The 14158-nt window shown below is 72.7% G+C and carries 12 protein-coding genes; 9 read left to right on the top strand and 3 right to left on the bottom strand.

Features of this window, described 5'->3' with window-relative positions:
- The first annotated feature begins 27 nt into the window (after nt 1–27).
- The 8 genes from AB0A94_RS02290 (at nt 28) to AB0A94_RS02255 (ending at nt 10720) form a co-directional block, all read left to right on the top strand.
- Complete coding sequence (locus tag AB0A94_RS02290; protein ID WP_361737451.1) at nt 28–1014, top strand: glycosyltransferase family 2 protein; 987 nt, start codon at nt 28–30, stop codon at nt 1012–1014.
- Nucleotides 1014–2342, top strand: coding sequence for a polysialyltransferase family glycosyltransferase (locus tag AB0A94_RS02285; RefSeq protein ID WP_361737448.1), 1329 nt, complete (start codon nt 1014–1016; stop codon nt 2340–2342). The genes AB0A94_RS02290 and AB0A94_RS02285 overlap by 1 nt, the downstream gene beginning before the upstream one ends.
- 121 nt (nt 2343–2463) lie before the next feature.
- Nucleotides 2464–3717, top strand: coding sequence for a tetratricopeptide repeat protein (locus tag AB0A94_RS02280; RefSeq protein ID WP_361737445.1), 1254 nt, complete (start codon nt 2464–2466; stop codon nt 3715–3717).
- Nucleotides 3714–5918 (top strand): polysaccharide pyruvyl transferase family protein, encoded by a 2205-nt coding sequence (locus AB0A94_RS02275; protein WP_361737442.1) that lies wholly within the window; start codon nt 3714–3716, stop codon nt 5916–5918. Before AB0A94_RS02280 ends, AB0A94_RS02275 begins: the two co-directional genes overlap by 4 nt.
- Nucleotides 5919–5963: 45 nt before the next feature.
- Nucleotides 5964–6929, top strand: coding sequence for a glycosyltransferase family 2 protein (locus AB0A94_RS02270; RefSeq protein ID WP_361737439.1), 966 nt, complete (start codon nt 5964–5966; stop codon nt 6927–6929).
- 3 nt (nt 6930–6932) lie between these two features.
- Nucleotides 6933–8288 (top strand): polysialyltransferase family glycosyltransferase, encoded by a 1356-nt coding sequence (locus AB0A94_RS02265; RefSeq protein WP_361737436.1) that lies wholly within the window; start codon nt 6933–6935, stop codon nt 8286–8288.
- 252 nt (nt 8289–8540) lie between these two features.
- On the top strand, nt 8541–9629 hold the full coding sequence (locus AB0A94_RS02260; RefSeq protein ID WP_361737433.1) for an acyltransferase: 1089 nt from the start codon (nt 8541–8543) through the stop codon (nt 9627–9629).
- A gap of 164 nt (nt 9630–9793) precedes the next feature.
- Nucleotides 9794–10720, top strand: coding sequence for a class I SAM-dependent methyltransferase (locus AB0A94_RS02255; RefSeq protein ID WP_361737431.1), 927 nt, complete (start codon nt 9794–9796; stop codon nt 10718–10720).
- Between the two features lie 2 nt (nt 10721–10722).
- Here AB0A94_RS02255 and AB0A94_RS02250 read toward each other — a convergent pair whose 3' ends face one another.
- Nucleotides 10723–11373 (bottom strand): TetR/AcrR family transcriptional regulator C-terminal domain-containing protein, encoded by a 651-nt coding sequence (locus tag AB0A94_RS02250; protein WP_361737428.1) that lies wholly within the window; start codon nt 11371–11373, stop codon nt 10723–10725.
- Between the two features lie 71 nt (nt 11374–11444).
- Between AB0A94_RS02250 and AB0A94_RS02245 the strand changes: the two genes are divergently transcribed.
- The gene (locus AB0A94_RS02245) at nt 11445–12848 is read left to right on the top strand and encodes an FAD-dependent oxidoreductase (protein WP_361737425.1); all 1404 of its coding nucleotides are present in this window, start codon (nt 11445–11447) and stop codon (nt 12846–12848) included.
- A 3-nt stretch (nt 12849–12851) separates the two neighbouring features.
- Here the strand turns inward: AB0A94_RS02245 and leuE are convergent, their stop codons facing one another.
- The gene (gene leuE / locus AB0A94_RS02240; protein WP_361737422.1) at nt 12852–13505 is read right to left on the bottom strand and encodes a leucine efflux protein LeuE; all 654 of its coding nucleotides are present in this window, start codon (nt 13503–13505) and stop codon (nt 12852–12854) included.
- Nucleotides 13506–13553: 48 nt separating this feature from the next.
- Complete coding sequence (locus AB0A94_RS02235) at nt 13554–14150, bottom strand: Uma2 family endonuclease (RefSeq protein ID WP_217131752.1); 597 nt, start codon at nt 14148–14150, stop codon at nt 13554–13556.
- Nucleotides 14151–14158 lie beyond the last annotated feature (8 nt).

Here is a 14158-nt window from a genome sequence, read left to right as displayed (position 1 = left end):
CCGGGCGGGCCTCCTAGTGTTCCGCGGGTGCCAAAGCTTTCCGTGATCGTCCCGTTCTGCAACGTGCGGCAATACGCCCCCGACACCGTGCGGAGTCTTCGTGCGAACGCCCGGCCGGATTTCGAGTTCGTTCTGGTCGACGACCATTCCGAGGACGAGACCCCGGCGATCCTCGAGCGTGCGGCCGAGGACCTCTCCAAGGTCGCCCAGGTGCGCTACATCCGCCATGACAAGAATGCCGGGATCGCCACCGCGCGCAACACCGGGCTGGACGCGGCGCGGGGCGAGTACCTGGCCTTCCTGGACGGCGACGACTGGTTCGCTCCGGGGTACCTGCCCGAGCTGGTGGCGGCCGTCGAGGGGCTGGGCTGCGACTTCGTCCGCACCGACCACGTGCGGGTGACCGGCCGGGCCCGGTCGGTGCAGCGGGTCCCGGTCGGCCTGCGCGACGAGGTGCTGAACCCGCGGGACGCGATCCTGCCCGCGGGCCGGACGACCGCGGTGGACTACGTGTCCGTCTGGGCCGGCGCCTACCACCGGCGGCTGCTGGAGCGGGGGCTGCTGCACTTCACCGAGGGGCTGCACACGGCCGAGGACCGGCCGTGGACCTGGAAGCTGCACCGGGAGGCGGAGTCGTTCGCCGTGGTCGGCCTGCTGGGTGTGTTCTACCGGCGCGGGGTCGCCTCCTCCCTCACCCGGATCGGCGACGTCCGCCAGCTCGACTTCATCCGCGCCTTCGACCAGATCGTCGAGGAGACGGCGGCGGACCGGGACGCCGACCGGCTGCTGCCCAAGGCGGTGCGGCAGTACTGCGCGATCATGGCCCATCATCTGGCCGAGGAGGACAAGTTCGAACCGGCCGTGGCCAGGCGGCTGCGGGCGATGAGCGCGGCGGCGCTCGACCGGCTGCCGCAGGACCTGCTCGGAGAGGTGCTGGGGGCCATGGACATGGATCGTTCCGCCCGGCTGCGGCGGCTGCGGCGCCGGACCGGCGCGGGGAAGGGGGCCGCGTGATGTCCCGTACCACCCAGATCTTCTGCGCCTCGTCGCTGTACGGCCTGGCCACGCTGGCGGCCGCGATCGAGTCCGGCTGCTTCGCGGACGCGGAGCGGCGGGTGCTGCTGGTGTGCGGCAACGCCGCGGTCCCGGAGGGCGCGCCGGCCCTGGACGAGATGCCGGGCTTCGCGCCGCTGCGCGACCACTTCGACGACGTGCTCTCCTGGAACGAGGCCATCGCTCCCTTCCACCCCGGGGCCTGGACGCCGCGCCCCGCCGACGTCCCGCTCCTGGAGCGGCATCTGCGGCGGCTGTGGGGGCTCGGCGACGACCGTGTGGAACTGGTCCTGGAGTCCGTCGCGGTTCCCCCCGCCCTCGCGGTGGCCCAGCTGTTCACCGGGGCCCCGGTCCACGTCTACGCCGACGGGCTGATGAGCTACGGTCCCACCCGCGCCAAGCTCGACCCGCTCGTGGGCACGCGGGTGCGGCAGGTGCTCCACCTGGACCTGGTGCCGGGCCTCACGCCGATGCTGCTCACCGAGTTCGACGTGCCGGCGCGGATGGTGCCGGCGGACGCCTTCCGGCGGGCGGTCGGTGAACTGTCCGGGGCGGCCGGCGTGCTGCCCGAACTGCCGGACGACGCGGCGCTGCTGGTCGGCCAGTACCTGTCCGGGCTCGGCGTCCTCTCCCCCGGGGAGGAGGACGACCTGCACGTGCGGATGATGCGGGGGGCGGTCGAACGCGGCCACCGCGCCGTCGTGTTCAAGCCGCACCCCCTCGCGCCGGTCCACCACGGCCGCGCGCTGGCCGCCGAGGCGGAGCGGCTCGGGGTGGACCTCACCGTCGTCGACACCCCCGTACCCGCCGAGGTGCTGTTCGAGAGGTCCCGGCCCGCGCTGGTCGTCGGCTGCTTCTCGACCGCGCTGTTCACGGCGTCCGCGCTCTACGGCCTGCCGGTGGCCCGCACCGGTACCGAGCGGGCCCTGGAGCGGCTGACGCCCTACCAGAACGGGAACCGCGTCCCGGCGGTCCTGGCCGACGCGCTGCTGCCGGCCCTGGAGCCCGGCGGCGGGAGCGCCCTGCCCGCCGACGAGCTGGACGACCTGGTCACCGCGCTCGGCTTCACCATGCAGCCGCAGATCCACCCGTCCCTGCGTCCGGTCGCCGAGCGTTATCTCGCACGGCACTTCGGCCCGCGCACCCGGCACTGGTTCAAGCGCAAGCGGCTCACCTCGCTGGGGCTTCCCGGCGGCATTCCGAAACGGCTGGCGTTCCTGCCCCGCAGCACCACCGCGCGCCGGGTGGTGCGGCGGGCGCGGACGCTGAAGAAGGCCGTGCGGCGTTGAGGGGCCCCCGACGCCGGGCCGACTGTTCGAGGGGGACTGTTCACCCCGTGTCCACCCGGAAGCCACCGCCGACCCTCCGTACTGGGGCACATTCGGCCTCCGATCGGAGGACGGTGGAGGCATGACGAACCCCCTGGCGGGATTGTTCACGGCACGGCAGAAGGAGGCCGCCAGGCGGGATCAGTACGCCCGGAGCCTGCGCCTGTGCGGTGAGTACCTCGCGTCGCGGGACGGCCGCCCCACCGCCCGGGACACCCGCCTCATCCAGGCGATCGGCGTCCTCACCCGCTCGCTCGACACCCCGTCGGCCGATCCCTTCGACGCCCTGCTCAAGGTCGGCGAGCGCGCGCTGGAGACCGGTGGGGACGACGGACTCGCCCTGGCCCTGGACATCGCCGAGGCGTCGACCGGGATCCGGCAGCGGTCCCGGGGCGCGTGGCGGCTGCGCGGCCGGGCGCTGGACGGGCTCGGCCGCGGCGACGAGGCGCTGGAGTGCTACGAACGCCACCTCGCGCTGCTGGACGGCGAGGCGGCCGAGGAGGTCTCCCGCAGGATCGACACGCTGCGGCGCCGGAAGGAGTGCCTGGAGGAGGCCGCCGCGCTGTTCCCCGGCTCCGGCGCCGTGCTGCGCGACCTGTCCGGGAAGCCCACCGCGGTCGCGGCACCGGAGTTCGACGCCCACGTGCGGGCGCGGGTGGCCGAGCACGGCACGGGCGACCCGGCCGTACGGCGTCTGCTCGCGCTGTACGGCACCCACCGGCGGCTCGTCGAGCGGTCCGGGCTGTCCGACCCGCTGCTCGGCGGGAGCACACCGGTCGGGGTCGGCGGGCTGCGCGGCCTGATCGCGGGGCGGACGGTGTGCCTGGTGTCGAACGCCGCCGAGGTCGCCGGGAGCACGCTGGGCGCCGAGATCGACCGCTACGACCTGGTGGTGCGCTGCGACTCCTTCCGTCTCCACGCGGAGGGCACCGGCGCGCGCACCGGCCTGCACGCCGTCTCGCTGCGGGGCGACGCCCCGTGGGACGGGCCCGCCTGGACGCGGCCGGCCGGCATCCGGCTGGTGTTCGGCGACCCTGCCGCCGCGTGGCGGCGCGCCACGCGGCAGCGGCTCGTGGCCGGGGCGCAGGAGCACATCGGTGACGCCTCCCTGCGCCGGCCGCTGAGCGACCCGGCGCTGCTGGGTGAGGACAGCTGGGGCCCGGGGGCCACCACCGCCTTCACCGTCCTGCGGTTGCTGGACTTCCTGGACGTCAGCCCTCGCCTGGACCTCATCGGCTTCGACAAGCCCGGCCGGCTGCGGCCGGACGAGGCCGAGTGGGTCATGGACCGCGCGACGCACGTCGACGACAGCAAGATGAGGATCGCCCTGCGATGACCCACGCCTCCGCCTCCTCCGCGGACGACCGGAGCACCGTCACCGGCAGACGCCGGATCGCCTTCGCCGTCCACACCGGCACCGACGGCCTGTCCGCCCTGCCCACGCTGCTGCGCAGCCTGGCGCTCACCAATCCGGGCGTGTGCGAGGACTTCGTGGTGCTGCACCCCGGGCTGCCGGACTCCTCCTTCGACGTGCTGCGCCGGCTGCACCCGCGCGTGGTGACGCGCCGGGCGGACGGCCGTGGTGACGTCTTCCGGCTGGAGGGCTACGACACCGTGGTCGCGTTCGCCCCGGCCATGGTCGTGCTGGGCGACATCGGCGAACTGCTGCGGATGCGGCACGGGGTCGGCGCCGTACCGCAGCTGCTCTGCGACGGGGAGGGCCGGGAGCGGCGTGCGGTCCTGCCGGACGGGCTGCTGGTCGTGCAGCGCGCCGACGTGGACGGCGCGGCGGCGGCCGGCCCGGATCCGGTGCCCGAGGGGATCCTGGCTCCGCTCGACGCGCGGTACGACTTCCTCACCCGCCGGCTGTACGACGACGCCCTGGTGCCCCCGCAGGTCGCCGTCCTGCACTTCACCGGCCCGTTCGACGAGCCCGGGTACGGTCCGGCCACCGAGGCCCGGCGCCGCTTCGAGATGGACGACGAGGAGTTCCGGGCCGCCTACTGCGCCCTGCCCGGCGAGAAGCACCCCGACCTCCTGGCGCACCTCGCGCCGCCCCTGCTCCGGGCCCGCCCCTCGCTCGGCCTCGCCCGTACGGTCGCCGACGTGTACCGCAGGCAGGGCCGCTACGACGAGGCCGTCGACGTCCTCGCCCCGGTCGTCGGCGACCGGCTGGACGCGCCGCGCTGCCAGGAGACGCTCGGCGTCTGCCTGATGGCGCTGTCCCGCTACGACGAGGCCGAGGCGCACCTGCTCCTGGCGGCGGCCTCGCCCGACGTCGCTCCGCGCGCCTTCGCCCAGCTCGCCCGGCTGGCGTGGCTGTGCGGTCGGGAGGCGGACGCGCACGCCTACGCCCGCGACGGGCTGGAGGCCGACCCCACCGACGCCGGGTGCCACGCCTGGTACGTCCGCACCCGCGCGAAGGCCCCGGAGGCGGAGCCGCTGCCCGCGGCGGAGCAGCTGGCGCACGTGGCGCTGTTCGCCGAGGGCCAGGAGAACGCGGGCGACAAGGTCCTGCCCGAGGCCGTGCGCCTGTGCTTCGGCACCGACACCGGCCCGCGCCGCTGGTACCAGCAGCCGGTGCACCGGCTGGTCGACGAGGCGTCGCTGGAGGAGCTGAACGCGCGGCGCGGGGTGGTCGTGGGCGGCGGCGGGCTCTTCCTGCCGGACACCTCCCCCAACGGCAACAGCCACTGGCAGTGGAACGTCCCGGACGGCGTGCTGGCCCGGCTGACCGCGCCGCTGGCGGTGTTCGCGGTCGGTTACAACGTGTTCGACGGGCAGCTCTACCGCCGCGGCCGGTTCGCCGAGAGCCTGCGGGTCCTCGTCGAGCGGTCGGCGTTCTTCGGGCTGCGCAACCACGGCTCGATCGACCGGGTCCGCGAGCTGCTGCCCGAGGAGCTGCGCGACCGGGTGCGCTACCAGCCCTGCCCGACCACGGTGGCCCGGTACCTCGTCCCCGGCTGGCTCGACCCGGTGGAGCGGGACGACACCGTCCTGGTCAACTGCGCGTACGACCGCGCGGGGCTGCGCTTCGGGCACGACTACGGCCACTTCCTCGCCCAACTGGCCCGCGCGCTGAAGACCCTGCGGGACAGGGCCGACGTACGGTACGCGGCCCACATGCCCGCCGACGAGAAGTTCGTGCACGACCTGCGCCGGGAGCACGGCGTCGCGCTGCCCGTGGAGCAGCTGTACGACATGACGAACGACGGGATCCGCGAGCTGTACCGCCGGTCGCGGCTGGTGATCGGGATGCGCGGGCACGCGGGAATGATCCCGTTCGGCTGCGGCACCCCGATCCTCAGCCTCGTCTCCCACCCGAAGCTCGCCTACTTCCTGTCCGACATCGGGCGCGGGGAGTGGGGGCTGTCCGTGCACGACCGGGAGCTCGGCTCCCGGCTCGTGGAACGGGCGGCGGCGCTCCTCGACGACCACGCCGCCGCGGTGGCGGACGTGCACGGCGCGCAGAAGCTCCTGTGGGAGACCACCCGGTCGAACCTCGACGGGCTCCGGGAGACCTTCGGCCCGGCATGAGCCCTCGCACCACCGCCGCTTCGAGCCTCCGAAAGAGAGAACCACGTGCCGAAACTGTCCGTCGTCGTCCCGATGCACAACGTGGAGGCCTTCGCCGAGAGCACCCTGCGCAGCCTCGCCGCCAACGCGCACCCGGACTTCGAGTTCCTGCTCGTCGACGACTGCTCCACGGACGCCACGCCCTGGGTGATCGACCGGTGGGCGGAGAAGCTCCCGGGCGCCCGGGTGATCCGGCACGAGACGAACAGGGGCATCGCGCAGGCGCGCAACAGCGGCATCGACGCGGCCGAGGGCGAGTTCGTCACGTTCCTCGACGGCGACGACTGGTACGGGCCGCGCCATCTCGCCGGAATGGTGCGGGCCATGGAGGAGCTGGGCTGCGACTTCGCCCGTACCGACCACGTCCAGGCCACCGGCACCGAGCGGGTGATCCGGCGGCCCCCGGCGCAGGTCCGCAACGCGGTGATGGACCCGCGCGACGGGATCGCGCCGGCCGACATGGAGACGATGGTCGACTATCCCTTCGTCTGGGCGGGGATCTACCGCCGGCACCTCTTCGCCGACGGCGGCATGCGCTTCGCGACCGAACTGCGCACGGCCGAAGACCGGTTGTGGATCTGGCGGCTGCACCTGAAGGCCCGTACGTACGCGTCCCTGGGGCTGCACGGGGTGTTCTACCGGCGGGGCGTGGCGACCTCGCTCACCCAGATCAAGGACGACCGCCAGCTGGACTTCATCCCCGCGTACGACGCGCTGCTGCGGGACGTGCAACAGGACCGGGAGGCCGACCGGTTCCTCCTCAAGGCCGTGCGCACCTACTGCGCCATGATCGCCTTCCACATCGGCAAGGCGAACGAGTACGAGCCCGCGGCGGCGCAGCGGCTGCGGCGCGAGACGCGGGCCGCGCTCCAGCGGATGCCCGAGCAGGCGCTGGAGGAGACACTCAAGACCATCGACAGCACACGGAGCAGGTTGCTCAGCCGCCTGCGCGACGGGCGGAAGGCTGCCTGATCCATGCCCCACACGACCCAGATCTTCCAGGTCTCGACCCTCTACGGAGCGGCCACCCTCGCCGCGGCGCTGGACGCGGGCCGCTACGGACCGCGCGGCGGAGCCCGGCGCATCCTGCTGGTCTCCAACAACGCCGCCCTGCCGGAGACGGCGCTGCGCCTGGACGAGATGCACGGATACGGGCCGATAGCCGGCCGGTTCGACTCGGTCATCAGCTGGAACGAGGCGATCAGCCCGTACCACCCGAGCACCTGGGGTCCGCGCGGCAACGACACGGTGCTGTGGCAGCGGGCGTTCCGTCTGCAGTGGGACATCGACGAGCGGGACACGATCGAGCTCGCCGTCGAGTCGATCCAGGTCAACCCGGCCCGCGCGCTGGCGGCGATCTTCTCCGAGGCCGCCGTCGACGTGTACGCCGACGGGCTGATGAGCTACGGCCCGACCCGGGAGAAGCTGCCGCTGACGATCGCGCGCCGCATCCGGCGGCTGCTGCACCTCGACCTGATCCCCGGTCTGCGGCCGCTGCTGCTGTCCGAGTACGGCGTCAAGCCCGAGATCGTCCCGGACGAGGCGTTCCGGGGCGTGCTCGACGAGATCTCCCTGGAGGCGGCGGACGACCCGAGGCTGGCGCCCGTCCTCGACGAGGCGCCGACGGCCGTCCTGCTCGGCCAGTACCTGGCGGCGATCAACATCCTGAGCGCGCAGGAGGAGGAGGACCTGCACGTCCGCATGCTCACCGGGGCCGTGCGGGCCGGGCACCGGTCCATCGTCTTCAAGCCGCATCCGACGGCTCCCGCCGGCTACTCGGCGGCGCTGAGCAAGGCGGCGGCGGACGCGGGGGTGCGGCTCACCGTGCTGGACGCCCCGCTGCTGGCCGAGACGCTGTACGACCGCTGCCGGCCCGAGCTCGTCGTCGGCTGCTTCTCGACGGCGATGGTGACCGCCTCCGCCTACTACGACGTGCCCGTCGCCCGGGTCGGGACCGCGCTGGTGATGCAGCGTCTGAAGCCCTACCCGAACAGCAACCGCGTCCCGCTGGCCGTGGTCGACCACCTGGTGCCCGACCTGGAGCGCGAGGAGACCCCGACGGTCGTCGGCGCCGCTCCGGAGACGTTGTCGCCGCTGGTCCGGGCGATCGGTTTCTGCATGCAGCCCAAGACGTACCCGGCCCTGCGCGACGCGACCGCGGACTGGCTGCGCACCCACCTGGCGGGCACGCCCGCCTACTACTTCCCCGCACCGCGCCTGGCCGAACTGCGCCTCCCCGGCAGCAGTCCCCGCGCCCGGGCGAGGGTCCAGGCGGGCCGCGCGAAGCGCGTGGTGGGCCGAGCGGTGCGCCGGGGCACGCGCAGGAAGTGACGCATCACCCCCGCACGTGACCGCGGGCGGTCGTGCCTCCCCGGTGCCCCGAGGGCCCGGGAGGCACTCCGCGGGCGCCGGGCCACGACCGCCCCGGAAAACGCTCCGCGAACGCCGGGCCGCGACCGCCCCGGAAAACGCTCCGCGAACGCCGGGCCGCAACCGCCCCGGGAGGCCAACCGAGACGCACCGGACACGACACTGCCACCCGCCCTTCAACTCCCGTACACCACATCGTCCGACAGTTGCGCGGTGCCGAACGACATCGCCGTACGCCTGCCGCAGCAACAGGGCGGCCCCGCTCAGGAACAGACCGCCGCCCCCGCGCGCGAACACCGCTTCGACATCGATCTGATGCGGCTCGTCTGCTCCGCCACCATCATGCTGGGCCACGTGGGCGCCCAGTTCATCCTCGCCACCGGCAACGACCCGGACAACGGCGCGGGTTCGTACTGGGCGGGCCACATCGCCGAGGCGATCAACCCCTTCGCCGTCCCCCTGTACTTCGCCATAGCCGGCTGGGCCGTACTGGTCGGCGCGCCCCCGCGCGACAGCGCCCGCATGTGGCAGCGCATCGTCCGCAATGTCGTCCCGCTCTTCGCCTGGACGGCGGTCTACCTGGTCTGGGCGTGGCTGCGGAACCGCAACGACCGTCCCATGGCCGAGCTGGCGGAGCACTCCCTCTTCGGCTCCGTGCAGCCCGCGTACCACCTGTGGTTCATGTACACCTACATCCCGATCATCATGCTGCTCGCCTTCGCGATGCTGATCAAGGCGGGGAAGCGGCCCTACGGGCTGGGAGCGGCGCTGCTCGGCATGGCGGTCCTGCCCAGCGCGCTGACCACGATCACCGAGCTGACGGATCGCGAGATGGCGCCGGTGGCCTGGGGTTTCGGCACCTATTCGCTGGTGTACGCGGTCGGCGGCGCGCTGCTGTTCGCCCTCCCCGCCGGGGTCGTGCGCAAGCGGTGGCCGCTGTACGCGGTGCTGCCGCTCACCATGGCGGGCGCCCTCTGGTACAACACCCAGGTTCACTACGTGATGCCCAACGCGCACCTGTTCGTCGCCGCCATGAGCGTCTGCGTCCTGCTTCTGATCAGCAGGGTCCGGGTGCCCGAGAAGTGGCAGCCGCTGCTGAAGAGGCTGGCCGACGCCGCACTCGGCGCGTACATGGTGCACGTGCTGTTCGTCGAGGAGCTCGTCCGCCCGCTGGTGTCGCCGGATCTGAGCGGGCCGGTGGCGGGGCTGCTGCTGGTCGGTCTGGTCGCCACGGTCATGGCGCTGTCGTTCGCCACCAGCCTGCTGTGGGGGAAGCTGAACCTGCGGCGGCTGTTCGGCTGACCCGGCCGGCGCGCGCACCTCTGGGCTCCATGCGGAGTTCACCACTTGTTTGCGCGCCGCTCGACTCCGTACCCCCTGCCCACAGCGGCCCCGTGCCTAGCCTGTTCCCCACCGCGAACCGCACCACTCTCACCCTGCTCCCGACGGATTGAGGTCTCCGGTTCATGAACAGCCGTGCTCTGCTGACCAGTTCCGCTTCCCGGCGTCTGCTGCGCCCGGTCGCCGAGCTCATCGACCAGCGCATCGATCGGCGCCTGCGCGCGGCGGCCGCCGCCGACGCGGCGGACAAGGGGGAACTCCGGGACACGGTCGAGGCGGTGAAGCGCCAGCAGCTCACCCTCGACCTGCTGCTCGGCTCGTCCGGCCGCGGGCTGTCCCGGATCGTGAGCCCCGGCCCGCTGAACCGGCTGCACTCCGAGGTGGCGGAGCTGGCCGGGGACCGGGACGCCGCCGTCCGCAACGTCGCCACCGCGTACCGGCTGCTAATCGCGCTGGAGTCCCTGGGGGCCGGCCGGATCGCGGGCGGCACCATGAACATCTGCGGCAAGCTCGGCACCATCCCGCTGCTCGACCCGCCGAACGACGAGATCCTGGAGATCGGCACCCTCTACGGCATGTTCTCCACCGGGCTGATCCGGATGATGGAGCGTGACGGCCGCAGCCCGAGCGTGACGATCGTCGACCCGTTCGCCGGTGTGCAGCTCCAGCCCGGCACCCCGCGGCGCTCCGACCCCTCCGGCACCCCGGTCGACGAGCACGCCGTGCGCACCAACCTCGCGCTGGCCGGTCCGGCGGGCGTGGCCGCCCGGATCCGGAAGGGCTTCTCCGAGGACCCCGAGACCCGTGCGGCCGTCTCGGACCGGTCCTACGGCGTGATCGTCGTCGACGGCGACCACTCGGCCGAGGGCGTCGCGAAGGACCTCGAATGGGCGGAGGAGATCGCCGCCCCGGGCGCGATCGTCGTCCTGGACGACTTCGGCGACCCCAAGTGGCCCGGCATCAAGGAGGCGCTGGACAAGCACCTCACGGGCACCACTCGCTTCACCTACCTCGGCAAGGCGGCACTCTCGGCGTTCCTGCGCGCCTCCTGACCTCAGCGCGCCGCACGGAGGGCCTCGATCCCGGCGATCACCAGGGCGAGGCCCTCCTCGAAGTGCTGGTCGTAGTTCTCGAAGATCTCCCTGCCCGCCTGGGCCGCCAGGGGGTAGGCGGCCATCACGCGGGCGCGTTCCGCCGCGTCGAAGCCCTCCCGGCGTTCGCCGGGCAGCGGCTGGACGCCCTGTTCCTCGGTGACGAACCCGAGGGTGTAGAGCTGCGTCGTCGTGAGCGCGCGGGTCGCCTCCGCGAGGGTGAATCCGGCGGCCGTGAGCAGGCGCAGGACGTCCTCCATCTGCTCGGCGTGCTCGATCCCCGTGAAGCGTGAGCCGCTGAACACCTTCGCGCCGTCGCGGTAGGCGAGCAGCATCGTGCGCAGCCCCCGGTTGGCCTTGAGCAGCCGCTCCTGCCAGGTGTCGTCCGGGGCGAACGAGCCCCGGGCGACCATCCGGCGGTACATCTCCGTCGCCATCTCGTCGAGCAGCGCCTGCTTGTCCTTGAAGTGCCAGTAGAGGGCGGGCGCCTTGACGTCCAGTTCCCTGGCGATCGCGCGCAGCGTCAGGCCGTCCAGGCCGACCTCGTTCAGCAGTTCCAGCGCCGTGTCGGCGACCCGTCGGCGGTCCAGGGGGGTGCGTCGTTCCGAACTCACGCTTGACAATTTAACACCGTTAGGGACACGCTCTGGAGACACGGAACTTAACAACGTTAAGGAGAGTGGTCATGAGCGACATCGACGTGCTGGTCGTGGGCGCCGGACCGACCGGCCTCGCCCTCGGCATCGACCTGGCCCGGCGCGGGGTCCCCGCGCTGGTGGTGGAGCGGGCGGACGAGTTGTTCCCGGGGTCGCGCGGCAAGGGGCTCCAGCCGCGCACCATGGAGGTCTTCGACGACCTGGGCGTGCTGGACGCGATCCACGCGGCGGGTGGCGGCTACCCGGTCGGGATGATCTGGCGCGGCGGCGAGCGGATCGGCGAGCACCACATGGCCGACCCGGCCGAGGCGAGCGACGACTCGCCGTACAACGAGCCCTGGATGGTTCCGCAGTGGCGCACCCAGCGGATCCTGCTGGAGCGTCTCGAGGAGCTCGGCGGCAAGGTCGTCTTCGGCCGCGAGGTCACCGGCGTGACCCAGGACGAGGACGGGGTGACCGCGCGCTTCGCCTCCGGTGAGCCGGTGCGCGCCCGGTACCTCGTCGCGGCGGACGGCGGCCGTTCCGTGGTGCGTCGGGCGGTCGGCGTCGGCATGACCGGGGAGGTGGTGGACCCGCTCCCCACGCTGGTGGCGGACGTGCGGATCACCGGCCTGGACCGGGACAACTGGCACTTCTTCCCGCAGGGCGAGGGGGCCGAGGACCTGCTGGCGATCTGCCCGCTGGCGGGGACGGAGGACTTCCAGCTGATGGCCCGGTTCGCGGAGGGCACGGAGGTGGACCTCTCCCCGGAGGGCGTGCGGCGGGTCGTCGCCGCCCGCTCGCACCTCGCCGCCGAGGACGTCACGGAGGTCCGCTGGGTCTCGGACTTCCGTCCGCGGGCCGCGCTCGCCGACCGGTTCCGGGTGGGCCGGGTCTTCCTCGCGGGCGACGCGGCGCACGTGCACTCCCCGGCCGGCGGCCAGGGCCTCAACACCAGCGTCCAGGACGCCTACAACCTGGGCTGGAAGCTGGGCGCGGTGCTGGGCGACGGGGCTCGGGCATCGCTGCTGGACACGTACGAGGAGGAGCGGCGGCCGATCGCCGAGCGGATGCTGGGCCTGTCCACCAGCATCCACCGGGGTGAGACGCGGCGGGGCGGGGCCACCCGGCAACTGGACCTCGGCTACCCCGGGTCGACGCTCACCGCGGAGACGCGGACGGCGCCCGGCCCGGTGCGCGCGGGCGACCGGGCCCCGGACGCCACGGTGGACGGCGTACGGCTCTTCGACGCGTTCCGGGGGCCGCACTGGACGCTGCTGGCACTGGGCACGTCCGCCCCCGCGCCGTCCGCCGACGTACGACTGGTGCACGGCCCGGCGCACAGGACCTACGGGACGGGACTGTTCCTCGTCCGGCCGGACGGCTATGTGGGCTGGGCCGGGGACACGCCGGCCGGGCTCCCGGAGTACCTGGCCCGGTTCGGCGGGCGCTGACCGCTACGCGCTCGCCAGGGACAGCTTCGCCGCGAAGCCCAGGAACAGGGCGCCGGCCGCCGAGGTGGCGCCGGCCGCCAGGCGCCGCCTGCGGCGGAACGCGTCGGCCAGGCGGGTGCCGCCGAAGATCAGCAGCGACAGGTACAGGAAGCTGGCCGTCTGGAGCAGGGCGCCGAGGACGACGAAGGAGAGCGCGGGGTAGGCGTAGCCGGGGTCGACGAACTGCACGAAGAAGGAGATCAGGAAGAGGATCGCCTTCGGGTTGAGCAGCGACACCACCAGGGCGCGGCGGTAGGGGCGCTCCTCGGCGGATGGTGTGGCATCGGCCGCCTCGGCCGGCGCCGACTCGTCCCGCGTCCTCCACATGCTCCACGCCGAGCGCAGCATGCCGTACGCCATCCACGCCAGGTAGCCGGCACCGGCGTACTTCACCACCAGGAACAGCAACGGCGTCGTGGTGAGCACCGAGGCCGCGCCGAGCGCCGCCAGCGTCATCAGGACGGCGTCCCCGGTGAAGACACCGGCCGCCGCCGCGTAGCCGGTGCGGACGCCCTTGCGGGCGGCGACGGAGAGGACGTACAGGGAGTTGGGGCCGGGCAGCAGGACGATGAGGACCAGGCCTGCCAGGTAGGTGGGGAGGTCGATGACGCCGAACATGGAGGGAGTGTCGCACGGGGGTACGGCACTCCCTCCACGGGGTTTCGGTCAGTCGTCGCCGTCGAGGAGGGTGTCGACGGAGAGGTCGAGGGTCAGGCCGACGGACTCGGGGACGGGGACGGACTGGCCCCGCTTGAAGCGCTGAGGGTCGGGGTATTTGCCGTCGACCGGGTCGATGTAGAGGAGGACCTCGTCGTGTTTGCGGTCGACGATGAGGTACGCAGGAATACTCGCCCGGGCGTAACACTCAACCTTCGCGTTCAGGTCATCAGACCAGTTGGAGGACGACGTAATTTCCACGACCAGGCGGAAGACGTTGGGGGCGTAGCAATTCTTCCGCACGAGGGCGTCGCGGAAGTCCTCGTCCACGACTGAGAAGTCCGGGACAGCGAAGTCATCCGGCAAGTCGGGGAGCCAAAGGCCGATGCCTTGGACGTATCTGAGCCCGACTTTCCTGGCTCCCGCCCCTGCGAAAGCCTCAATCAGCCAGGTCAACGACAATGCGTGCGAACCGTCCGGCGGTGGTGTCACGACGAGCCTCCCCAGGAGAATCTCCACGCGACGGCCAGGCAGTGCATGGGCGAGCCAATCGGCAGCTTCGCCCAGAGTCAGCTCCTGCTGCAGTTCGTTCTGCAGTACGGCCATGGCGTCCT

It is taken from the genome of Streptomyces sp. NPDC044984 (genome assembly GCF_040646935.1).
Lineage (GTDB): Bacteria > Actinomycetota > Actinomycetes > Streptomycetales > Streptomycetaceae > Streptomyces.
The sequence above is the reverse complement of the archived record's forward strand: the minus strand, read 5'-3'. Positions and strand labels throughout refer to the sequence as shown.